The following is a 22,264-nucleotide window of genomic DNA, read 5'->3' on the forward strand; positions in this document are numbered from 1 at the left end:
CTTCTCCTTCGCATGCCGGGCCGACGTGACAGGGTGGGTAGGCCCGAGGTGACGCATGACAGAGGGTGAGACTAGGCTGTGTCGCGTACTTCACGAAAGGGCCTGTCCATGAAGGCTACTTATACGCTCAGCCGTCCGGTGCTCCCCGTCGGTACGCCGTCCAAGGTCGATCTGCTGGTGACCTTCCAGGCGGAGGCTCCCGCGGCGGCCGCGAAGCGCTCGCTCAACCTCGCCCTCGTCATCGACCGCTCGGCGTCCATGGCCGGCGTTCCGCTCAAGCACGCCCTCCAGGCTTCGCGGCAGCTCGTGGAGCGCATGAGCCCCGAGGACTGGCTCTCCATCGTCACCTATGACGACGGGGTGTACTCGATGCTCGCGCCCACGCGCGTCACGGACAAGGCGGCCATCGGCCGGGTGCTCTCGCAGATTCGCGTGGGCGGGTGCACCAACCTCAGCGGCGGCTGGCTCAAGGGCGTGGAGCACGTGGGCGCCAACAAGGCCAGCGAGCGCGTCAACCGCGTGCTGCTGCTCACCGACGGCCAGGCCAACGCGGGCATCACGGATCCGCAGACGCTCATCTCCACGGCCCGCGAGAAGTCCGCCGCCGGCGTGATGACGACGACGCTCGGCTTCGGCTCCAACTTCAACGAGGACCTGCTCATCGGCATGGCCAACGCCGGCGAGGGGCACTTCTATTACATCCAGACGCCGGAGGACGCCGAGGGCGTGTTCGGCATCGAGATGGAGGGCCTGGGCTCCATCATCGCGCAGAACCTGGAGGTGACGCTCAAGCCGGCGCCCACGGTGAAGGTGGCGAGCGTGCTCAACCGCTACCGCTTCGAGTCCCGGGGCCAGGAGGTGGCGGTGGGCCTGGGCGACGTGTCCTCCACCGAGGTGCGGCAGCTCGCGGCGGAGCTGTCGGTGGACGCGGGGGCGGCGGCGGGCCCGGTGACGCTGGCCACGCTGGTGTACCGCGCGCAGGCGGTGGTGGACGGGGCCATCCGGGAGATTTCGGGAGAGCTTCCCATCACCGTCAACCTGGCGGCGGCCTCGGAGTCGGCGGCGGTGTCGGCGGACAAGAACGTGCTGGCGCAGACGAACCGCCTGCGCATCGCGCGCGTGAAGGATCAGGCCGTCGAGCTCGCCGACAAGGGCGACTTCACCTCGGCCTCGCAGCGGCTGCGGCAGGTCATCGGCGAGCTCTCCGCCACCCTCGACAAGGCCTCCTATGACATCGCCGAGGAGGTGGAGCAGCTCGCGCACTACGCGCAGCGGCTCGAGTCGAAGAAGTATGACTCCGTCATCCGCAAGGAGCTGCGTGACCAGTCCTACCAGGCGGGCACGCGCAACCGTGGGGACCTGGCGCTGCGCGGCACGGCGGGCGGCTCGGCGGACAGCCTGGAGCCGGTGTCCAGCGCGGGCTCGGGCGTCATCCTCAAGTGCGTGCGCGAGGGCGGCAAGCTGCGCATCCACGCCGCCTCCGAGGGCCATGACGCGAGCTTCAACGTGCAGTTCCCACGGAGCATGCGCGAGGAGGGCGTCACGTACGTGGTGGACAAGCTGGAGCCCTCGGGCGACGGCACCTTCTACCGCGTGGTGGGCTCCATCAAGCGGCTGGTGCTGCCGGGACAGGAGCGCGTGGCGCGTCCAGCGGGCGCGGCTGTGGCGAAGAAGAGCAAGCCCACGGCGTCGAAGGTGACGGCGGGCTCGGCGGCGGACCTGCCCACGACGAACAGCGTGGGCTCGGGCGTCATCGTCCAGTGCATCAAGGAGGGCAGCAAGCTGCGCGCCCGCGTCGTCTCGGACGGCTACGACCCGGAGCTCAACATCCGCTTCCCGCGCGACATCCGCGAGGAGAACGTGCTGTACGTGGTGGAGGAGATCGTCACCACCGGCAACGGCGGCTCGTACATCGCCTGCGGGGACATTCACCGGCTCGTCCAGTAGCTCGCCCGTGCGCACCGAGCCCGCTCACGAGGGCCGCGAGCTCTTCCTGCCCGCCGTCTACAGGGCGTGGTGAGGCCGGACCCTCCCCGGAGGGCACCCGCCTGTCCTTCCCCGGACAGATGCGCGGGGCCCGGCTGAGCGGCCACCTGTCCGCCGGTACAATTCGAGAACTCTCAGCCGGGGGGCGGGTCGGGCTGAGGGTTCTCGCAATCAGGTTACATCCCACCGGCGCTGTCTCGCCCCAGCGCTGGCTCCACGCCGCATGCGGTCTGGAGGAGCCCATGAGTGCTTCGTCGGCGAAGACGCCCCAGGTATTGGACCCCGAGCAGGTCCTCCAGGGGCTGCATCCGCTCATGATGAAGGGCAGCCTCCTGCTCTCGGCCGCCATCACCTTGCAGTACGTGGGGCAGTGGCGGGTGATGGCCTGGGTCTTCGCGGCCAATGCCTTTCGCATCCTCCTCAACGTCCTGCTCTCGCGGGTGTTCGTGCGCTGGCTCCCTCCGTGGGTGATGGAGTGGACGCGCCTGGCCATCAACGTGTCACTGCTCTCGGCGATCGGCGTGGGCGTGGGGTGGACGCTGCTGCTGTGGAGCTACGTCCCGTTCTCCATGTTCTGGCTCTACGGGATGAATGGCTCGGGGGGCGCCCGGGCGCTGGCCTACATGGGGGTGATGGACGCGGCGGCACTGCTCAGTGGGTGCGATCCGCGCGAGCCCCTGGCCTTCAGCGTCCTCGCGGCCTTGAGCTTCCTGATGACGGAGAAGCGGGCGGAGCTGCTGCAGCAGAGCCTGGAGCACATCATCTCGCAGCGCGAGCAACTGGCCCGGGCCCGGGGCGAGCTGCGGGTGTTGCACGAGCGCGCCTTCGAGCAGGAGAAGTTCTCCAGCCTGGGCATGATGGCCGCGGGCGTGGCGCATGAAATCAACAACCCGATGGCCTTCGTCACCAGCAACGTCAACCTGCTGTTCAAGGATCTCCAGCAGCAGCCGGTGCTGCCCGAGCCGCTGAAGGAGTACGTGGACGAGGTGCTGCCGGCGACGCTGGACGGCATCAAGCGGGTGAACGCGATCGTCTCGGACCTGAGGCGCTTCGCGCGGGGAGACCCGGAGGTGTATTCCGAGTACGACCTGGACGCCGAGCTGAAGGCGGCGCTGCGCATCGCCCAGGGGCAACTGGGTCACGTGCGGGTGGAGCTGGAGCTGGGTGAGGTGGGGGGGGTGGTGGGCCGGTCGCAGCAGCTCGTCCAGGTGCTGGTGAACATGCTGGTGAACGCGGGGCAGGCCATGGCGCCCGGAGGGGTGGTGCGGCTGTCCTCGCACCGCGAGGGGGACGCGGGGGTCCGGGTGGAGATCCGCGATACGGGAACGGGGATGACGCCGGAGGTGCTCCGCCACCTGTTCGAGCCGTTCTTCACCACCAAGCCGCCGGGCATGGGGACGGGGCTGGGGCTGGCGGTGGCCCACAGCATCATCACCGGGCAGGGCGGCCGCATCGAGGTGGAGAGCGCGCCCGGCCAGGGCACCTGCTTCACCCTGTATCTGCCACGCGTGGCCCGCCGCTGCGCCTCGGGTGCGCACACGGGGGGCGGGGTGACCTCCGCGGCCGCGTAGCCGCGCGGGCCCGCCCCCACGCTCGAGGCTTACGGCTCAGCCGCAGCGGCCGCAGTCCAGCCCGCAGTTGTCGTATTGCCGGTTCGTTCCACAGGACTCGGTGAACTGGCAGGTGCCGTCACCGCAGCGGTAGATGTCCTCGGAGCGCAGCCGCGTGGTGAGGGGCCGGTAGGTGATGCCGTTGTAGGTGCAGCTCACGTAGTACGTGTTGGTGGGATCCTTCCGGCAGCGGCTCTGGCAGCTATCGACGTAGACGAGGGGAGGGCAGGCGCCGCGCGCGTCCTCCGCGCTGGTGGAGAGGGCACAGGCCCGCGCGGTGCTCTCACGCTCGCTGAGCATGCCCCGGTCGTTGCCCACGAAGAGGCCCTCGCCGGTGAAGAAGTTGCCGAAGAAGCAGGCCTCGCGCTCCGGAAAGAAGTCGAGCTCCCAGGAGGGGGTGGGGATGGGCTCCCCTCGAGCGCTCCGGCCCTGCACGGAGATGAGCACGCGCTGGCCGTACTTGTTGCCATGGGCGGCCAGACAGGCGGAGATGAGCTGCTGCTCGGCCGTGCTCGCGGGTGAGCCGTTCGCCCAGTCCGGTGCCAGCCCGAACCAGCCGTTCCAGGTATAGGTGGTGCCATTCCGCGTGTACGTGCGGACCTGTCCGGACGGTACGGCGCACGCGACCGTGTAGCGCATCACCATGTCGGCCCGCTGCGGATCCACCTGGAACCAGTCGGAGAAGGCCTGGGTGGACAAACCATTGAAGGCCAGTCCATTGAAAGCCAGGCCGTTGAAGGCCAGTCCATTGAAGGCCAGTCCATTGAAAGCCAGTCCATTGAAGGCCAGTCCATTGAGGAATAGCAGCTCCTGGGCCGTGGTGCCGAGCTCCGGCGTCTCGGTGGGCGCGTCCGTCGGGCCGCAGCCCGCGCCAGCCCCCAACCACAGCAAGGCCGCGGCGCACCACAGTGCCCTCGACAGCCGGGATGACGCTCTTCCTCTGGAGTGAACGGCCCGCGCGATGTGAGTCATTTCCATGTGCTTCCCTCCCCAAGCCACGTGGTGGGTCTCCTGGGGAAATTGCCGCCCGAGATGAAACCTGGATCCAGGATGTCTTTTTTTCCCGGGAGGGTGCGTTGTTCAGGATCTGTGACGTGTCATGGCAAACACAAAGCCTCCAGGGCCCGGCTTCCCACACACCGCGAGCATGCGGCGGGGAGGCGAGGGCGCCCTGGAGGCCTCGGGAGGGCTCAGCCGCGGGCGGCGCGAGCCAGCTGCATCTTGGTGGCCTTGGGGGCCTCGTCCTCGCCCTTCATCCAGCTCTTCATGGCGGGGACGACCTTCTTGCTCCAGTTGCGGCTGGCGCGCACCTCGAGGAAGGCCTGCACCAGCGTGTCCACCATGCCGGAGAGCTGCTCGGTGAAGTAGAGGCGCTCCTGCAGCCGGTCATCCTCCTCCTCGGTCATCAGCTCCGGCAGCTTCGCGGCGCGGATGTCGAGGAACTCGGCGTCCAGCGTCACCTCGTACACCTTCTCGCCGTGGGTGAGGCGCAGGCGGGCCTGGTGGATGAGCAGGCCGCGGTCCAGCGAGTGCTTCACGTTCTCCGAGTAGGGCGCGAGCGCGCCCCGGGCCGACAGCTCGGTGACGTCGCCGTTGACGCCCCTCAGGATGCAGCGGCCGGTGTAGAGCACCACCAGCCCGGTGCCCTCGAAGTCCACCAGCGCGTCGCCCGACTCCGAGCGCCACAGCAGCCAGGTGAGGAACTCGCGGCCCAGGTACGCGCGGCCGCGCAGCAGCGCCTCGCGGGCTTTGTCGCGTTCGATTTCGGCTTCGTCCCGCGTGTCCTCCTCGGTGGCGGCACCGTCGATGCCCGTGTCGCCCCGCATGAAGGCCGCCTCGGCCATGGCCTGCTCACGCTTCCCCATGTGACACCTCGCTGCTCGGAATCTCGTGGTTGGCAATCTCCAGGCCGATGAGCTCCGGCGTGGGGACGAGCGCGTCATCGGCGATGCCGGCGCGCGCCGCCAGGGCCGCGGGCACCAGCGCCTGGAGCTTCACCTCGAAGGCCTGCTCCAGGGCCAGGAGGATTTCATCCACCGCCTTGCGCGAGGCGGCCCAGAGCTGCACCTGGCTCGTCTTCAGGTTCCAGCTCACGTCGTGCACCTTGGTGCTGGGCACGGCGCGCTGGCGCAGCATGTGGCGGATGGAGGCGCGGTTCTCCGCCTTCTCCCCGCGGGTGGGCTGGCGGCCATTCTGCTTCTCGAAGGCCTTCATCCACTTGTCCAGCTCGGCCTTGAGCACGGCGGCGGGAATCTTCACCGTGTCGACGCGGAAGCCGAACAGCGCGTACTCGCCATAGAGGACGCTGCCGGTGGAGAAGTCCACCGAGTCCTGGTTCTCCAGCTCGACGAAGCCCACGGCCCGCTCGTCCTCGGTCTTCTTGAGGTCGATGGGCTCGAAGGCTCCGGACTTCAGGCCCTTGGCGAGCCAGCGTTTCGTATCGGAGGGAGCGTTTCCGGCGGGTTCCGCCCGGAAGCGCGAGAAGGTGACGGCACCACTGAGGACTGGCATGAAGCCGCGCAAATTGGACAAGCCGGGCCCCGCCGTCAAGGCACTGGAGGTATGGCCCGCAAGTCCGGGGACTTGGACGCGAGGGTGCGCCTTGTGCGAGGGCACGGGGGGAGGGGACACTGGGCCCCACGTCCCATGTCCTCGAGTACCTCGGGGGCCGGCGCTCGGCCTACGTGCGCCCCTTCCGGCTCTACCTCACCGCCAGCTTCCTGTACTTCCTCGCGCTCTCGGTGCTGCCCACGCTCGGCGGGTAGGGCCCGCCGCGCCCCGGGGCCCGGCTGTCCAAACGCCCGCCCTGTCTGGTAGATGGGGGCTCCAGCACCTACCCTCGCGAGCCCCCGCCATGAACGACTTCCTGCCGAACCTGACCCCTGATCTGCTGCTGGCCTTCCCGGGCTTCCGCCTCTACGCCCTGTGCGCCATCGTCCTCGTCTTCAAGATGCACGCGGTGGGCATCTTCACGGCCAGCACGCGCGCGCGCCTCAAGGTGGCGCTCAATGCCGAGGACGCGGCCAGCTTCGGCGCCCAGCTCACCACCACCGAGCACCCCGACGTCGAGCGCGTGCTGCGCGCCCACCGCAACGACCTGGAGAACATCCCGCCCTTCCTCATCCTCGGCATCATCGCCGTGCTCGTCGGCGCTCCGGTGTGGGGCCTGCGCATCTGCTTCATCGCCTTCACCGCCGCCCGGGTGGCGCACTCCCTCGCCTACGTCAAGAGCATGCAGCCGTGGCGCACGCTGAGCTTCGGCATCGGCGGGCTCTCCCTGCTGGCGCTGAGCGTGATGATCGTCATCAAGCTCGTGCCCTGAGCCCGAGCCCCCGAGCCGCGAGGAGCCCCCGTCCATGCCCCAGATGCTCGACAGCCTGCCGGTCCTCTACCGGGAGCTCCTTCCCGACTTCTTCCGGAAGGAGATTCCCGAGGAGACGAAGGCCACGTGCGCCTCGTGCGCCATGTGCCCCTCGTCGGCCTCGGGGACGGTCGAGTCCGTGGACGGGGTGAGCCGGCTCTTCCGGCCGGACACCAAGTGCTGCACCTACTACCCCAAGCTGCCCAACTACCTGGTGGGCGCGCTCTTGTCGGACACGCGCGCGGAGCTGGGGGAAGGGCGGCGGCGCGTGGAGGAGAAGATTGGCGGCCGTGTGGGGGTGACGCCGCAGTGGGTGCGCCCCTCGGCCCGCTACAACCTGCTGTACCGCAACTCGCGCCAGTTCTTCGGCCGGGCCACGTCCATGCGCTGCCCGTACTACGAGCTGGAGCACGGCGGCTGCACCATCTGGCCCTACCGCGAGGCCGTGTGCTCCACGTTCTTCTGCAAGTACGTGGCGGGCGCCGACGGGCGCAAGCTGTGGATGACGTTCAAGACGTACCTGGCGCTCGCGGAGATTCAGCTCTCGCGCTACGCGGTGCTCCAGCTCCTGCCCGAGTACATCCTGGCCGGCCGCGACAAGCCGGACCTGTCGGAGACGCCGAGCCTCGAGGACCTCGACGACAAGCCCCTGCCGCAGAAGGAGTACGCCGCGCTGTGGCGCCAGTGGGCGGGCCGTGAGCCCGACTTCTACCGGGCCTGCTTCGAGGCCATCCGCGCGCTGTCCCCGGAGCAGGTGGAGAAGATCATGGGCCTGGACGGCGTCATCGAGCTGAAGGTGCTCGAGAAGAGCCTCCGGGACGTGGTCGCGCCCGAGCTCCCCCGCGTGCTCAAGCTCAACCCCGAGGCCACGGTGAAGTGGCTGCCGGACGGCAATGTCGCGCTCGGGGCCTACAGCGAATACGACGCCGTGGCGCTGCCCGGCCTCGCCTACTCGCTCCTGGTGGAGTTCACGGGCCGCGAGCCCGTCCCCGCGGTGCGCGAGCGCCTGCGCCAGGAGAAGCAGGCGGACCTGCACGAAGACATCCTCCTGGAACTCTACCGGCACCGTATCCTGATGGAGGCCTGAGTCCCGGGCCTCTCGAAAGGATGCTGGATGCGAGCGGGTGTCGTGTTGTCGTGGGGGGTGGTGCTGGTGTGCGGCGGGTGCGCGGAGCTGCGGAACGTGCTGGCTCCGCCCCCGGACCCGGCCCCGCGGAGCCAGACGGTACAGGCCGAGGCGGCCGTGCCCTCGCCGAAGTGCCCGGAGCTCATCGCCCAGGAGGCGCCGCTGGAGGCGGAGCTCGTGCGCTCGCTGGGGCCCCGCTCCTTCGTTCCGGGCGTGACGCTGTCGGAGCTCGGCCTGCTGCGCGCGCCGGGCGCCCAGGTGAGCAGCTCCTTCCAGTCCGAGGTGACGCTCGCCGATGGGCCCGTGACGCTGGTGGGGGTGACGCAGGAGAGTGGCGCGGGCCTGCTGATGTTGCGCCCCGCGGCGGACGGCTACTGCGTGGTGAATTCGTGGTCCACCTGGCAGTCGGGGGCGCTCCAGTACACGCTGGACTCCTCCTGGACGTCGCCGGACGGCCGCATGGCCATCCTCCTGCTGAAGCTGGTGGTGGCCCCGGGCTCTCCCGCCGAGGAGCTTCGCTGGGTGGTGCTGGGCACCGACGGGTGGCGCGCCTGGATCGCCCTCGGCACTCCGCCCGAGCACCAGCTCCTGGTGCCCTCCGTCCGCCTGTTTCCCAAGGGCAAGCAGCTCTACCTGGACGTGAAGCTGGAGCACACGTCGCGCTTCGCGCTGGGCAAGGACGGCCACTTCATCACGGGGCGTTAGGCCGCTGCTCCGCGTAGACCGTGAGGGACGCGGCTGGCAGCTCCAGCGTGAAGGTGGTGCCCTCTCCTGGCCCGCTCTCCGCCTGGATGGAGCCGCCGTGCGCCGCGACGATCTCCCGGGTGAGGAACAGCCCCAACCCCAGCCCTCCGTACTCGCTGGAGGACACCGCCCGCTCGAAGCGGCCGAAGATGCGCTCCATCGCCTCCGGGGCCACGCCGATGCCGTGGTCCCTCACCCGCAGCCGGGCGACGCCCTGGTGCTCGCTCACCTCGAGGTCGATGGGATGGCCCGCGCCGAACTTCATGGCGTTGCCCAGCAGGTTGACGAGCGCCTGCTCCAACCGGACCCGGTCCCATTCCCCCATCGTGTGCGCTCGCAGCTTCAACACGGGCACGCAGCGGGCCTTCTTCAAATCCTCGGCGAGCCGCTCCACCACGTGCCGCACGAGCTCGGACAGGTCCACCGTCTGGCGCTCCAGGTTGAGCCGCCCGGTATTGATGCGGCCCATGACGAGCAGGTTCTCCACGAGCTGTGACAGGCGCGTGCTCTGACGGGCCAACTGGTGCAGCTGGGCCAGGGGCTTCTCCGGATTCGGGAGCCGGCCCAGGCCGCGCATCAGGTCCTGCAGGTACAGCCGGAGCGAGGTGAGGGGCGATCTCAGCTCATAGGCCGCCACGGTGGTGAACGCGTCGCGCAGGTCGATGGCCTCCTGGGCCTGCTGGAAGAGGCTCTCGTTCTCCAGCGCGAGCGCGCAGCGGTAGGCCAGGTCCCCGGCGAACGCGAGCTCCCGCGCCGAAAGCCGCGCGTCCGGTCCGTGGCGCACCAGGGCGATGCCCCCCAGCCCCTTCCCATGCCGCCGCAGCCGCGCCACCACCGCGCCGCCCCCCCGCGCCTCCACGCGGGAGAGGCCGGGCTCCTCCTCGCGCTGGAGCCGCTCCTCGAGCCGCTCCCGCCAGCCCGGTTCCAGCCCCACCTGCACCACCGGCTCGAGCGCCCCCCCGGGCTCCCTCCGCCAGGCCGCGAAGCCCGAGGCCATGTCCGGCACCACCAGCTCGGCGATGCGGGGCATCGTCACCCGCTCATCCATGGAGCCGGCGAGGATGGCGCTGGCCTGGGACAGCAGGCGTTGAATGCGCTCCGTCTCCTGGCGCTCGCACACCAACGCCGCCAGGCACAGGGCCGACAGCTCCATCATCGCCAGGAAGGCCTGGAGCAAGAGGAACGCGTCGGCCGCGCTCGCCTCATGCAGGTTCCCGAAGGGGCCCCGGCCCGCGGCGGTGTGCCAGGCCGCGAGCGTGCCCACCACCACCGTGCCGAGCGTCCCGCCCCGAGGGCCATGGCGCAACGCCATCCACAGGACGGCGGGGAGGCACGCATAGGGCAGGGACACGAGGATGCCCTGGGGTTTCGGCGCGCTGAAGAGGACGTGCGCGAGGAGCACCAGCCCGGCCACCGTCACGCCCAGCTCCCAGGGGTGGGAAGGGCGCCGGGAGCGTCCCCGCTCCGGGGCCCCCCACGCCAGCACCAGGGCGGCGACCATCATCCCGCCCAGCACGTCGCCGAGGTACCACATCAGCCATTGCCACCCGAAGGACGCGTGGCCCAACCCGAGCGTCACCGCCGTGGCCCCGAAGGTGGCACTGAGCAGGCTGCCCACGACGAGCGCGAGCAGCAGCCCGGCCACGTCCCGGAGCTGGCGGAAGCGCAGGGGCGGCCCCGGCCAGGAGCGCAGGAGCCAGGCGCCCGCCAGCACGGACAGGCTGTCGCCCACGCCCCAGAGCAGGTTCACCTCCCAGGGGATGCCGGCGAAGAAGCCGGGGAGCGCCTCGGCGAGGAAGAGCGCCAGCCCGTAGAGCGGCCAGTCGCGGCGGGGAGTGCGGACGAGCACGGCGAGCGCCAGTCCGCTCGCGAGCCAGATGGCGGAGCTGTGCAGGGGAGCGAAGACGAAGAGCCGGCTCCCCAGTCCCAGGGCCACCCACGCCAGGGCGAGCAGGGTGGCGCGAAGCCAGGCCCGCCGGGTGCCCCCCCGTGGGGTGCCAGGTTCATCCGAAGCCATGCCCACCCCCTGACCGCAAGGCTATGTCTCGCCCCGGAGGAACGGGAGGCCAGGGGGGGTTGCGGACGCCTGCTGGCGTTCCTGCTAGGGCCGGGGGGGCGGGGTGACCTGGCGGAGAATCTCCAGGGGCCCCAGCTCCCGCAGCTTCTGGAGTTGCTCGGGCGTCTTGACGAGCAGCGAGCCGGCGAAGCCCATGGCGTTGACGTTGATGCCGTGGCTCTCCGCGCACGAGCGGGGCACCAGCAGCATCCAGTCGCGCGTGGCGAGCAGGTTGTAGGGCGGCAGCGCGTGCGCCATGCCGAGCGCGGCCCGCAGGGACTCATAGGCCTCCAGCATCCGGGCCCCATCCTTCTGGGGCGAGGACTCCCACGGCCCGAGTCCCGTCACCGCGTGGAGGAAGCCGAGGGCGGGCACGGTGGTGACGGGGCCTCGCGCGGGAGGAGGGGAGAGCAGGGCCTCCATGGGGGCGCGCAGCCCGTCGGGGCCGAGCGGCTGAATGAGCTGCAGGTGCTTGTGCCGCTGGCTGGCACCGGCCACCTCACCCGAGTTGTAGAAGGCCAGCCCGTCCAGGCCGTCCATGCACACCGCGAGCGCCTCGAAGTCAGCGGCGGTGAGGGGGGACTCCTGCTCCTCGAAGACGCGCGTGATGAGGAGCAGGTGGTGCTCGACGACGTTGAACTTGTTGAGCAGACACACGTGCGTGGGCGAGGGGTCGCCCACCACCATGTCCGGCTCGGGGTGCTCGAAGGGGTTGAAGGGGGCGGCGCGGGGCTTCTCGCGTTTGGCCCGCTCATCCTTGAGGTGCGCCCGGCCGAGCACGCGCACCTGGAAGGCGACTCCCTGCTCCACGAGGGTCCGGCACTCGGTGGCGATCGGCTGCAAGGCGCCGGTGGACAGCGCGTGCCGGGTCGTCTCGACAGTGCGGGGCCACAGGTCCTCGGGCCGCAGCAGCGGCCGCTGGGGGGCGGGGGAAGTGCTCATCGTGGCGCACCTTACCGCAGCGCCATGGCCCTGAGTGCCGCCACGAGGACCCGTGCGCGGCTTCTCTAGCCGCTCGTGCCCACGCGGAACACCTGGAAGCCCGAGTCCGGGTCATTGCCCGTCATCTCGACGCGGCCGCGGATGGACCACTCGTGCTGGGTGTAGTGCCCGGCGAACGTGGGCTGCGCGTTGGAGGGCAGGCGCACCGTGCCCTCGAACGTCTTCGTCTCGTTGGGCGCGAGCGTGAAGGCCGGGGCGAGCTGCACCGCCTGCTCGAAGCTGGTGTGCGAGGTCTGCACCGACTGCTCCACGCCCGCCGCCGTGCCGCGCGGCAGGTTCACCCGCTCGACGGCGCGCAGATCCGCGAAGACGCCGCCGGACTTCACCTGCGGGCCCGTGGACGTGGCGGTGATGCGCACCGAGACGTTCTCCCCGGGGAACGCCACCTGCGGCTCGTACTCGATGGAGACGCGGGCCGCGCCTCCCGTCACCATGTTGGCCACGTCCTTCAGCTTGTCGAACAGTCCCATGCCGCCCTCCCGGGCTTCGTGAAGAGAGGCGGGCAGCATAGACACTCGCGCCAGCCGGACGCGAGCCTCAGCCCTTCAGCAGCCGCTCCACGAGCGCCACGTACTGCTGCATGGCCGCCTCGCGTCCCACTCCCTTGCGGCCCGCCCAGGCGTCGTACTTGGCGCGGCCCTTCAGGTCGAGCATCCCCGGGCGCTTGCCCTGCACGTCGCCCTCGGTGGCTTGTTTGAACAGCGAGTAGAGCTCCAGCAGCGTGTCGTTGGAGGGGCGGGTCTTGAGCGTCTTCACGCGCTCCTGGGCGGAGCGGAAATCATCCTCGAGTGCCATGGGGTGTCTCCTCTATCGGGTCAGTTCTTCCAGCCAGCGCGCGAAGGGCTCCGAGGCCACCACCGGCGCCAGGCGCGCGCGCAGCGACTCGCGGCCGAGCTTCTGGAAGGTGTCGAGCAGGCCGAGCGCGCCGAGTACCTCGCGCACCGGGCGCTTGCCATCGCGCTCCATCGAGCGGGCGATCCAGCTCTCCAACTGCGCGGTGGCGTCCTCCGAGGCGTGCCACTGGGAGAGGCCCTTGCGCACCACCGCTGCGGCGCCGGGGACGTCCGCGCGCGACAGCTCGCGCCCGAGCTTCGCCAGGGGCAGCTCCAGCACGCCGTCGAGGATGGCCACGCGCATCTCCGCCTGCTCCGGGGCGCGGCCCGGGTCGGTGAGCGCGTCGGCGAGCTGCTGGAAGATGCCGGAGAGCGCCGAGTCGGTGAAGTCTCGGGCGCGCTTCTCCACCTGGCGCTCGATTTCATCCGAGAGCGCGCTGGCGATGCCGCCCAGCGCTCCGCCCGTGCTCTTCGCCTGCTCGGCCGCGAGCCGCGCCAGGCCGGAGAAGCCCTTGGCAATGCGGTTCTCCGTCACGGGCGCGCTCACCTTGCGGCTGAACTCGATGAGCACGTTGAGCAGCAGCCCGCGGGCCAGCGCGCGGACGGGGGGCCGCTCCAGCACGGTGAGCACCAGTGTCCTGTCCGGCGAGTAGCGGCGGGCGGCCAGCTCGGAGAGGGCCTTGGGCAGCTCGGGCGGCAGGGCCTGGCGCACGGTGCGCTTGTCCTGGGAGAGCTGGCGGTGCAGGTGCTCGAGGGCGGAGGTGAGCTCCTGGTCGGCGGTGTCGGAGGCGAGCCACCCCTCGAGGGCCGCTCGCAGCGCGCGCGCCACGAGGGCCGGCGGGAAGAGCGTCTCGAGGGGCTGGGAGAGCTCGTGCTCCACGACGAGCGCGGCGAGGCGGTCCAGGGGACCGTCGGGAGAGGCGTCCTGGAGTCGGGCGAGGAGTTCCTGGGCGTTCATGGCGGCGCCACGCTCTCCGAAAGCGCGCGCCGTGTCTACCTGCCAGATTCATCTCAGAGCGGCCCGCCGAGGTTGGCCGGAGGAGGCTCCTGGGGGGCGTTCTCCGCGTGCGCGATGCGCGAGTGCTTGTGGCCATAGCCGAAGTAGACGGCGAAGCCGATTCCCATCCAGACGATGAGCCGCAACCACGTGGCGAGCCCCAGGCCGAACATGAGGCTGCCGCAGACGAGGATGCCGAGCACGGGCACGAGGGGGACGAAGGGCGTGCGGAAGGGCCGGGGGAGGTCCGGGCTCCGGTAGCGCAGCACGAGGATGCCCGAGCAGACGACGACGAAGGCGAACAGGGTGCCGATGGAGACGAGCTCGCCGAGCAGGCCGATGGGGAAGAGCCCGGCCACGGCCATGGCCACCACGCCGGTGATGAGGGTGGCGATGTAGGGGGTGCGGAAGCGCGGGTGGATCCGCCCGAAGAAGTGGGGCAGCAGGCCGTCGCGAGACATCGCGTAGAAGATGCGCGGCTGGCCCATCAGCATGACGAGCACCACCGAGGCCAGCCCGGCGATGGCTCCCAGGGCGACGATGGGCCGCAACCAGGAGAGCGCGGGCCCGGCCTTGGCGATGGCCACGTATACGGGCTCGGGCACGTTGAGGGTGCTGTAGTGCGCCAGGCCCGTCATCACCAGCGCCATGAGGACGTACAGCACGGTGCAGATGGCGAGCGAGCCGAGGATGCCGACGGGCAGATCCTTCTGCGGGTTGCGCGTCTCCTGCGCGGCGGTGGAGACGGCGTCGAAGCCGATATAGGCGAAGAAGATGACGCCCGCGCCCGAGAGGATGCCGCTCCAGCCGAACTCGCCGAAGGTGCCCGTGTTGGGCGGGATGAAGGGCGTCCAGTTGTCGGAGTTCACGTAGGCCGCGCCGAAGCCGATGACGAGCAGCACCACGCCGACCTTCAAGACGACGATGAGGTTGTTGACGCGGGCCGACTCGTGGATGCCGACGACGAGCAGCCCCGTGACGAGCGCCACCAGCAGCATGGCCGGCAGGTTGATGATGGCTCCGGTGGCATGGGGGATGTGCGAGCCCGGATGCACGTCGAAGGGGGCGCTCGTGAGCTCCAGCGGGAGCTGCCAGTGCAGGTAGTCGCGCAGGAAGGCGGTGAAGTAGCCGGACCAGCCCACCGCCACGGAGGAGGAGGCGAAGAGGTACTCGAGCATGAGATCCCAGCCGATGGTCCACGCGACGAGCTCGCCGAGCGTGGCATAGCCGTAGGTATAGGCGCTGCCGGCCACGGGGATCATCGCGGCGAACTCGGCGTAGCACAGCCCGGCGAAGAGGCAGCCCACCCCCGCCATCACGAAGGACAGGACGATGGCGGGCCCCGAGTGCTGGGCGGCCGCCGTGCCCGTCACCACGAAGATGCCCGCGCCGATGATGGCCCCGACCCCCAGCAGCATCAGGTGGATGCCACTGAGGGTGCGGTGCAACTCGTGCTTGCCTTCCTCGCCCTGGAGTTGGGCGATGCTCTTCTTCGACCAGATACCCATGGGCGGCAGTCAACGCCGCTCCGCCCGTGCGCGGAAGCCCGTCTTCACGGATTGTCACCCGGAGGGCGGATGGACCGCCGCCCCTCACGCCAGACGCGCGAGCGCCTCCCGGTGGAAGTCCTGCAGCTCGTCATGGCGATCCTCGCGCACCTTCCGGGCCCACTGCGCATCCGACAGGAGCGCGCGGCCCACCGCCACGAGATCGAACTCCTCCCGCTCCAGACGGCGCAGCAGGTTGTCCAGCGAGGCGGGCTTGGAGCTCTCGCCCCGGAAGGCCGCCGTGAACTCACCCGACAACCCCACCGAGCCGACCGTGATCGTCGGCTTGCCGGTGAGCTTCTTGGCCCAGCCGGCGAAGTTGAGCTCCGAGCCCTCGAACTCGGGCTCCCAGAACCGGCGCTGCGAGCAGTGCAGGATGTCCGTGCCGGCCTCGACGAGCGGCGTGAGCCAGGACTCCATCTCCGCGGGCGTCTGGGCGAGCTTCACGGTGAAGTCCTGCTGCTTCCACTGGGACAGGCGCAGGATGACGGCCATGTCCTTGCCGGCCCCGGCGCGGACGGCCTTCACCACCTCGGCGGCGAAGCGGGAGCGCTCGGCGAGGGTGGCACCCCCGAAGGCGTCGGTCCGCACGTTGGTGCCGGACCAGAAGAACTGGTCGAGCAGATAGCCGTGCGCGCCGTGGATCTCCACCACGTCGAAGCCCAGCCGCTTCGCGTCCGCCGCCGCCTTGCCGAAAGCGGCGATGGTGTCGGCGATGGCCTCGTCCGTCATCGGTTCGGTGAAGCGCTTGCCCGGAGAGGACAGGCCGGAGGGCGCGTCCACCGGAGGCGGCGCGACCCACGTCGCCTGCGGATTGCGCGCCGAGCCCACGTGCCAGAGCTGGGGGCCCATCTTCCCGCCCGCGGCGTGCACCTCGTCGATGACGCGCTTCCAGCCCGCCAGCGCCCGCTCGCCATGGAAGTCGGGCACGTTGGGATCGTTCTTGGCGGAGGGCCGGTCCACCACCGTCCCCTCCGAGAGGATGAGGCCCACCTCGCCCTCGGCCCGGCGGCGGTAGTACGCGGCGACCTCGGGCGTGGGAACGCCGTCCGGAGAGAACGAGCGCGTCATGGGCGCCATGACGATGCGGTTCTTCAGCGTCAGCGACTGATGGGTGAAGGGGCGGAACAGCGAGTCTGCGGCCATGGGGGGAACTCCGGGGGCGAAGCGTTCAGGAGCCGCTGATTAACCACTCAGCCCCGCCACGGCCGTTAGAAGTGTTGATGCCGGCGAGAAGCCTCGTGCTCGCGAGAGACAGAACGGCTGTGGTAATCCGCCCACGAGCCCGGCCGCTCAGCCACCAGGCGGCTGCCGTGACAAACGCGATGGAGGCCGAGTGGTGGATAAGCAGGCGAGTTCGATGTGGCGGTCGCTGACGCCGGAGATGGAGCAGCAGCTCCGCCAGGACCGCGAGCATTTCCGCAAGTGTCTCGACTACCTGCGGGAGCACGCGGCGGGCGAGCTCGAGGGCTTCTATGGCCCCGGCAGCATGACCTGGGTCATCTACCGCGAGCCGGTGATCCTCCTCGGCGGACTGCGCGCCATCCTGCTGCAGATCGCCCATCCGGCGGTGGCCCACGGCGTCTCCCAGAACAGCAACTTCCGGGGTGACCTGCTCGGCCGTGCGCGACGCACCTATACGGCGATGTACCAGCTCGTCTTCGGCGGCCTCCGCGAGGCGATGGGCGCCGCGAAGCGGGTCCACAGCCTCCACAGCCGCGTCCATGGCTCACTTCCAGCTGGCGCCGGCTCCTATCGCGCGAACGATCCTTCGCTGCAGCGTTGGGTGCTCGCCACCCTCATCGACGGCGCCATCGAGGTTTTCGAGACCTTCGTGAGGCCGCTCGGCCTCGAGGAGAAGCGCCGGTATTACCAGGAGACGCTGCTCTCCGCGGCGCAGTTCGGGCTCCTGCCGGAGCAGGTGCCGCCCACGCTGGAGACCTTCTACGAGTGGTACGACGAGCAGCTGGCGGGAGACACGCTGCGCGTGGGAGACACGGCACTCGAGCTGGCGGGCCTGCTCTTCAATTCGCCATTCACCCGGGGACAGCTCGATGAAGTGCTCACCGCGGGCCTCCTGCCGGAGCGCTGGCGCGAGGCGTACGGGCTGGCCTGGGGACCGGGACAGCAGCTCGCGTGGAAGGTGCTGAAGGGCACCATGCGCCGGTCCATCAACCTCACTCCGCCCAAGCTCCGCTGCGTCACGGCCTGGCATCAGGCCCAGATGCGGCTGGCCCTGGCGCGAGGAGAGCGGCCGACGGTCATGGCCCGGGTGCTGAACACCCTCGACACCTACGTCGACGTGCCGTTCAGCATCCGGCCGGTCGCGAGCAAGGCCCCAGCGGACGACAAGGAGTGAGAAACGATTGAACGCGAGGTCAGTTGTCGTCGACTACAAGTGACACGTCTCCAATGCTGGCAAGGACTCCGCTTCAGGCCCCGCCCGGCGCCGTGGCCGCTCGAGCCATGGGGGGTCTGCCGAAGAGCTGGAAGAGCACCGGCACCACCAGCATGTTGAGGAAGGTGGAGGAGAGCAGCCCGCCCAGGATGACCACGCCCATGGGGGCTTGAATCTCGTTGCCCGCCTCACCTCCGGCGATGACGAGCGGCACCAGCGCCAGCCCCGCGCACAGCGCCGTCATGAGGATGGGCGCCAGGCGCTCCATCGAGCCCTGCACCACGGCCTCGGGGAGGCTCTTGCCCTCCTCGGTCATCAGGTGCTCGAAGTGGCTCACCATGAGGATGCCGTTGCGCGTGGCGATGCCGAACAGGGTGATGAAGCCCACCAGCGAGGCCACGCTCACCACCCCCGAGGTGAGCGCCACCGCCACCACTCCGCCGATGAGCGCCAGCGGAAGGTTGATGAGGGTGAGGAGCGCGTTACGCACGGAGGCGAAGGCCACCACCAGCAATAGTAACGGAGCCAGCCAGCTTTCATCTCCGAGGAGGGTTCCGCACGGTGTCCATGTCGCCGGAGGTAAAGGGGGCTCTGATGGGCCTCGGGGCCGCAGCCCTGTTTGGCCTGAGCGCGCCGCTGTCCAAGCTGCTCCTGCCGACGAGCGGCCCCCTGCTGCTCGCCTCGCTGCTCTACCTGGGGGGAGGGCTGGGACTGTCCCTCTTCGGTATCGTGGCGCGGCTTCGCCGGACCGCGAGCCCCAGCCGGGAGGCGCCCCTGGAGCGAAAGGACTGGCCACTACTCGCGGGGGTCATCCTCTGCGGGGGAATGCTCGGCCCCGTGCTGATGCTGGTGGGCCTCGAGCGGCTGTCGGGAGTGAGCACGTCCCTGCTGCTCAACCTGGAGGGGCCCTTCACCATCCTCCTGGCCGTGCTCCTGTTCGGTGAGCACCTGGGCCGCCGGGCAGCCCTCGCCGCCGGGTTCATCTTCGGCGGTGCGGCGGTGCTGGGGTTCCAGTCGGGAGAGGTGCGCGCGGACTGGCCCGGCGTCCTGGCCGTGGCGGGCGCGTACCTGTCCTGGGCGGTGGACAACAACCTCACCCAGCGACTCTCCCTGAAGGACCCGGTGGCCGTGGTCCGCATCAAGGCCCTGGGAGCCGGGAGTTGCATGCTCGCCATTGCCCTCGTGACGGGGCAACAGCCGCTGCCGGGGCCTGGGGTACTCGCCGCGGCGCTCGCGCTCGGCACGGCCAGCTACGGCCTGAGCATCGTCCTGGACATGTACGCCCTGCGCCTGCTCGGGGCCGCGCGCGAGGCCGCCTACTTCGCCACGGCCCCCTTCCTCGGGGCCCTGGCCGCGCTTCCCCTGCTCGGCGAGCGGCTGTCCCTCAACCACCTGCTGGGCGGCGCCGCCATGGCGCTGGGTGTCGTCCTCCTCGTGCGCGAGCGCCACGGCCACGTGCACACGCACGCGGCGCTGGAGCACGAGCATCTGCATGTACATGACGCGCACCACCAGCACGAGCACCCGGGCATGACGGACGTCACCGAGCCCCACAGCCACCCCCACCGGCACGCTCCCCTCACCCACGACCATCCGCACGTGTCCGACCTGCACCATCGGCACAAGCACGGGCCGCATTGACACGGCTGCAAGAGCTCCTCGACCAGGGCGGCGGTGCCGTGCGGGCTACCGGGTGGCCGGGAAGTTGTCGTTGAACACGAGCAACTGGCCATGCTGTGGGTCGCACACGTATGCGTTCCCCGCATCGTCGGCCGCGACGCAGTGGGCATCGGGCGCGGTCGGCACGTTGCCGAGGACCGTCAACTGGCCGCGGCCCCCCACTCCCACCACGGTGAGCGTGGCCTCGTCGCCGCCGGGCACGTAGAGGTGCGAGAGGCGCGGCGAGTACGCCACGATGTCCACTCCCTTGCCCGTCTTCACGCTCCCGAGCTGCTTGCCGTCGTGAGCCACATCCAGCGCGACCGCCCTTCCTTCGTCGCAGCCCACGAACAGGAAGCCGCGTTTCTCGTCGAGGGCAATACCTCGGGCGCCCTCGCAGCCATTGGCCCAGCGCGCCACCACGCGGTGGGACCTCAGCTCGACGGCGAACGTGGTGTCGTGCCAGCTGTGCGTGTAGGCGCGGCCTCGGGTGAGGTCCACGACGAGCGACTCGGGCCCATCGGGCAGCTCGATGGTCCCAGTGGCGACGAGCTTCGGTGGGTTGCTTGCCTCGAGATGGAAGACCTCGATGACCTTTCGCCCGGGCTCGGTGACCCATACCTCACGGAGCGGTTCGACCCAGCGCACGTAGTCGGGGCCTCCGCCCAGCCGGGCCGTGGCGACGAGCTGCTTCTTCGCCATGTCCACGACGTTCACGACACCGAGATTCCGGTCCGTGGCGAAGATGAAGCCCCCGCCGCTGTCCGCCGACGTGGTTCCGGCCCCATGGCCCTTTCCCCCAGCCGGCGACTCGCTGAAGCCGGGGATGGAGTCGATGGCGCGGGTCTTCGGGTCGACGAGGTTCAGGCGACCCGTGCGGCCCGAGGGCACCAGCACCTGGTGCAGGCCGGGGGAGAAGAGAAGGTCATCGAAGCCGATGCCGCCCTCACCGCCGGGAAGAGGGAGCGGAGTGGGCGTGCTGGCAGCGGTTGCGCCGAGCGCGGCGAGGATGAGTGCGAAAGCGATCTTCATGCGGGCTCCTGCCTCCAGTGTGTAACGCCTCCGCTGGATGGCGCCTCGAGGTCCCTTGGCCATCATGCCTCCTCGGGTGGCTTCACGCGGCGGAAAGCGAGGTACAGCAGTACGTCGTAGAGCACCTTCAAGCCCGCCCCGATGAGGAGCGGGGTGACGAGCGACACCCCTTGCATGAGCAGGCCCGCCAAGGCGGGCGCCACGGCCCAGCCCCCGACACGCACGAGGTGGGTAGCCCCGGCGGCGAAGGTCCGCTCCTCGGGGCGCACCACGGCCATGACGTAGGACTGGCGCGTGGGGACATCCATCTCCACCAGCCCCTCGCGCAGCAGGAAGAGCCCGAACAGCAGGTGACGATCCTCGAGCCCCACGCGCCCCCCGCCTCTCATGCCATCTGGAGCAAGACCGCCATGATGAGTCCTCCTCAGGCCCTCAACGCCGCGTACGCCTTCTGCGCCCGCTCGAGGCGGCGGTTGACCTCGTCCCACTGGAGGTTCTGGAAGAAGGCGTCGATGTACTTCGCCGCCGCGGCCCCGTAGTCGATGGCGTAGGCGTGCTCGTACATGTCCATCACGAGGAGCGGCATCCCGAAGGCCACGGACTGGGTGTGGTTGCCGGACCAGTAGGTCCGCAGCTCGCCGGTGTGGAGGTTGAAGTCGAGGATGGCCCAGCCGCTGCCTCCAGAGAGGCTCGAGCCCGTGGCTCGGAAGAGCTCCTCCCAACGGCCGAAGCTCCCATGCGCCCGCGCGAGGACCTTCTCGATGGCGCCGCCCGCCTTCCCGTCGCCGCCCAGGCTCCCGAAGTAGTGCTCGTGGAGAATCATCGAGTTGGTGAAGGTGAGCTCCCGCTCCTTCAGGCCGCCCACGAGGAAGCCCGCCGTGTCCTTGCCCACCTGGGCGAGCTCCTCCTCCACCTTGTTGAGGTTCTTCACCGCGCCACCGTAGTTGTTCTCGTGGTGCGAGCGCAGCAGCCGCTCCGACAGGCCCTTGAGCTTCGCGGGATTGAAGGGAAGCGGTGCGACGGAGTGGCCTCCCGGCTTCGGCGGCTCGCTCGAGGTGGCGGGGCCGGACTTCTCGTTCTGCTCCTTGGACACTCCTTCGGCGGCGCTCGTGACCGCGGGCACCAGGACGGCGAGGGTGGTGAGTGCTTCGCGTCGATTCATGAGGGTCCTCTCAACGGTTGGGTGTCAGCCCTGCTTCAGCACGAAATGACGGCCTGGTTCTCTTGCGTCTCCAACTGCTCAAAACACCGCGCCACCGAAGAGGGCCGGAACGAAGGCCCGCAGCAGCCCGAGCACCCCGCCGGCCAGCACCACGACGACCACGTTGAGCCGCCACTTCCAGAAGGTGAGCAGCGCGAACGCCCCCAGTCCCAGGACGAGAGTGAGCCCGTCGAAGTGGCCGGCGGGCATGAAGGCCACGCGCGCGAGCAGGACCGAGACCGAGGCCATCAGGCCCACCACGCCCGCGGTCACACCGCGGAGGAACTCCTTGAGGCCGGGGCGGCTCGCGAGCGCGTCGATGTGGCGCGCGCCCGCCAGCACGAAGACGAACGAGGGCAGGAACAGCCAGAACGCCGCGCACGTGGCACCCCACAGCGGCGCCCCCACGCCGTGGCCGGCCAGATAGCCGATGAAGATGCCGATGCTGATGAGCGGCCCGGGCGTCGTTTCGCCCAGGGCCAGCGCATCGACCATCTGGGGGTCGGCGATCCAGCCGTAGGTGCCCACCGCCCCCTCGCGGATGAACGGCAGCACCGCGTAGGCCCCGCCGAAGGAGAAGAGCCCCGCCTTGAGGAAGAACCAGGAGATGTCGAGGAGGCGCGCGGCCACCGGGCCGAGCGCTTCGGCGCGTCCGGGTAGCACGGTGGCGGCGAGCACCGCGGCCCCCCCCCCCCCCCCGCCCCCCCACCCC

23 protein-coding genes are annotated in these 22,264 nt (G+C 70.0%); 8 read left to right on the forward strand and 15 right to left on the reverse strand.

Annotation, left to right across the window (positions count from 1 at the left end; genetic code table 11):
- Nucleotides 1-108 precede the first annotated feature (108 nt).
- Nucleotides 109-1,947, forward strand: a complete 1,839-nt coding sequence (locus tag ACJ8AN_RS15340) for a VWA domain-containing protein (protein WP_407756092.1) — start codon at nt 109-111, stop codon at nt 1,945-1,947.
- 281 nt (nt 1,948-2,228) lie between these two features.
- A complete protein-coding gene (locus ACJ8AN_RS15345) occupies nt 2,229-3,557 on the forward strand; it encodes a sensor histidine kinase (protein WP_407756093.1) in 1,329 nt (442 codons plus the stop codon).
- A gap of 36 nt (nt 3,558-3,593) precedes the next feature.
- On the opposite strand, the gene ACJ8AN_RS15350 is transcribed toward ACJ8AN_RS15345, so the two are convergent.
- The 3 genes from ACJ8AN_RS15350 to rdgC all read right to left on the reverse strand — a co-directional run bounded on the left by ACJ8AN_RS15350 (nt 3,594) and on the right by rdgC (nt 6,107).
- Nucleotides 3,594-4,487 (reverse strand): hypothetical protein, encoded by an 894-nt coding sequence (locus tag ACJ8AN_RS15350; RefSeq protein ID WP_407756094.1) that lies wholly within the window; start codon nt 4,485-4,487, stop codon nt 3,594-3,596.
- Between the two features lie 299 nt (nt 4,488-4,786).
- Nucleotides 4,787-5,461 (reverse strand): hypothetical protein, encoded by a 675-nt coding sequence (locus tag ACJ8AN_RS15355; RefSeq protein WP_407756095.1) that lies wholly within the window; start codon nt 5,459-5,461, stop codon nt 4,787-4,789.
- Nucleotides 5,448-6,107, reverse strand: a complete 660-nt coding sequence (rdgC, locus tag ACJ8AN_RS15360) for a recombination-associated protein RdgC (protein WP_407756116.1) — start codon at nt 6,105-6,107, stop codon at nt 5,448-5,450. Before rdgC ends, ACJ8AN_RS15355 begins: the two co-directional genes overlap by 14 nt.
- Nucleotides 6,108-6,226: 119 nt before the next feature.
- Here rdgC and ACJ8AN_RS15365 point away from each other — a divergent pair, with 119 nt between their 5' ends.
- The 4 genes from ACJ8AN_RS15365 (at nt 6,227) to ACJ8AN_RS15380 (ending at nt 8,788) form a co-directional block, all read left to right on the forward strand.
- On the forward strand, nt 6,227-6,361 hold the full coding sequence (locus ACJ8AN_RS15365) for a DUF3667 domain-containing protein (RefSeq protein WP_407756117.1): 135 nt from the start codon (nt 6,227-6,229) through the stop codon (nt 6,359-6,361).
- Nucleotides 6,362-6,450: 89 nt separating this feature from the next.
- Nucleotides 6,451-6,918: an MAPEG family protein gene (locus ACJ8AN_RS15370; protein ID WP_407756096.1), complete on the forward strand. Its 468-nt coding sequence runs from the start codon at nt 6,451-6,453 to the stop codon at nt 6,916-6,918.
- 34 nt (nt 6,919-6,952) lie between these two features.
- Nucleotides 6,953-8,044 (forward strand): hypothetical protein, encoded by a 1,092-nt coding sequence (locus tag ACJ8AN_RS15375; RefSeq protein ID WP_407756097.1) that lies wholly within the window; start codon nt 6,953-6,955, stop codon nt 8,042-8,044.
- 27 nt (nt 8,045-8,071) lie between these two features.
- The gene (locus ACJ8AN_RS15380) at nt 8,072-8,788 is read left to right on the forward strand and encodes a hypothetical protein (protein WP_407756098.1); all 717 of its coding nucleotides are present in this window, start codon (nt 8,072-8,074) and stop codon (nt 8,786-8,788) included.
- Here the strand turns inward: ACJ8AN_RS15380 and ACJ8AN_RS15385 are convergent.
- The 7 genes from ACJ8AN_RS15385 to ACJ8AN_RS15415 form a co-directional block, all read right to left on the reverse strand.
- Entirely contained in the window at nt 8,775-10,844 is a 2,070-nt protein-coding gene (locus ACJ8AN_RS15385; protein ID WP_407756099.1) for an MASE1 domain-containing protein, read from the reverse strand. The two genes, ACJ8AN_RS15380 and ACJ8AN_RS15385, sit on opposite strands and share 14 nt — an antisense overlap.
- An 84-nt stretch (nt 10,845-10,928) precedes the next feature.
- Nucleotides 10,929-11,825: an ATP adenylyltransferase gene (locus tag ACJ8AN_RS15390; protein ID WP_407756100.1), complete on the reverse strand. Its 897-nt coding sequence runs from the start codon at nt 11,823-11,825 to the stop codon at nt 10,929-10,931.
- Nucleotides 11,826-11,890: 65 nt separating this feature from the next.
- A complete protein-coding gene (locus ACJ8AN_RS15395; RefSeq protein ID WP_407756101.1) occupies nt 11,891-12,355 on the reverse strand; it encodes a hypothetical protein in 465 nt (154 codons plus the stop codon).
- A gap of 67 nt (nt 12,356-12,422) precedes the next feature.
- Nucleotides 12,423-12,680 carry an acyl-CoA-binding protein gene (locus tag ACJ8AN_RS15400; protein ID WP_407756102.1) on the reverse strand — a complete coding sequence of 86 codons (258 nt, stop codon included), beginning with the start codon at nt 12,678-12,680 and terminating at the stop codon, nt 12,423-12,425.
- 12 nt (nt 12,681-12,692) lie between these two features.
- Complete coding sequence (locus ACJ8AN_RS15405) at nt 12,693-13,676, reverse strand: hypothetical protein (RefSeq protein WP_407756103.1); 984 nt, start codon at nt 13,674-13,676, stop codon at nt 12,693-12,695.
- A gap of 53 nt (nt 13,677-13,729) precedes the next feature.
- Nucleotides 13,730-15,223: an amino acid permease gene (locus ACJ8AN_RS15410; protein ID WP_407756104.1), complete on the reverse strand. Its 1,494-nt coding sequence runs from the start codon at nt 15,221-15,223 to the stop codon at nt 13,730-13,732.
- Between the two features lie 84 nt (nt 15,224-15,307).
- Complete coding sequence (locus ACJ8AN_RS15415; RefSeq protein ID WP_407756105.1) at nt 15,308-16,408, reverse strand: NADH:flavin oxidoreductase; 1,101 nt, start codon at nt 16,406-16,408, stop codon at nt 15,308-15,310.
- Between the two features lie 214 nt (nt 16,409-16,622).
- Here ACJ8AN_RS15415 and ACJ8AN_RS15420 point away from each other — a divergent pair, with 214 nt between their 5' ends.
- Complete coding sequence (locus tag ACJ8AN_RS15420; RefSeq protein WP_407756106.1) at nt 16,623-17,621, forward strand: oxygenase MpaB family protein; 999 nt, start codon at nt 16,623-16,625, stop codon at nt 17,619-17,621.
- Nucleotides 17,622-17,694: 73 nt separating this feature from the next.
- On the opposite strand, the gene ACJ8AN_RS15425 is transcribed toward ACJ8AN_RS15420, so the two are convergent.
- Nucleotides 17,695-18,168 carry an efflux RND transporter permease subunit gene (locus tag ACJ8AN_RS15425; RefSeq protein WP_407756107.1) on the reverse strand — a complete coding sequence of 158 codons (474 nt, stop codon included), beginning with the start codon at nt 18,166-18,168 and terminating at the stop codon, nt 17,695-17,697.
- 86 nt (nt 18,169-18,254) lie between these two features.
- Here ACJ8AN_RS15425 and ACJ8AN_RS15430 point away from each other — a divergent pair, with 86 nt between their 5' ends.
- The gene (locus ACJ8AN_RS15430) at nt 18,255-19,301 is read left to right on the forward strand and encodes an EamA family transporter (protein WP_407756108.1); all 1,047 of its coding nucleotides are present in this window, start codon (nt 18,255-18,257) and stop codon (nt 19,299-19,301) included.
- 45 nt (nt 19,302-19,346) lie between these two features.
- Here ACJ8AN_RS15430 and ACJ8AN_RS15435 read toward each other — a convergent pair whose 3' ends face one another.
- From ACJ8AN_RS15435 to ACJ8AN_RS15450, 4 genes are all read right to left on the reverse strand, one after another.
- Nucleotides 19,347-20,351 carry a YncE family protein gene (locus tag ACJ8AN_RS15435; RefSeq protein WP_407756109.1) on the reverse strand — a complete coding sequence of 335 codons (1,005 nt, stop codon included), beginning with the start codon at nt 20,349-20,351 and terminating at the stop codon, nt 19,347-19,349.
- 62 nt (nt 20,352-20,413) lie between these two features.
- Nucleotides 20,414-20,722, reverse strand: coding sequence for a hypothetical protein (locus ACJ8AN_RS15440; RefSeq protein ID WP_407756110.1), 309 nt, complete (start codon nt 20,720-20,722; stop codon nt 20,414-20,416).
- 53 nt (nt 20,723-20,775) lie between these two features.
- Nucleotides 20,776-21,513 (reverse strand): superoxide dismutase, encoded by a 738-nt coding sequence (locus ACJ8AN_RS15445; protein WP_407756111.1) that lies wholly within the window; start codon nt 21,511-21,513, stop codon nt 20,776-20,778.
- 78 nt (nt 21,514-21,591) lie between these two features.
- Nucleotides 21,592-22,264: chromate transporter (locus ACJ8AN_RS15450; protein ID WP_407756112.1), on the reverse strand; the 673-nt coding region annotated here is incomplete at its 5' end.

The organism is Archangium sp. (assembly GCF_045802675.1).
GTDB lineage: Bacteria > Myxococcota > Myxococcia > Myxococcales > Myxococcaceae > Archangium.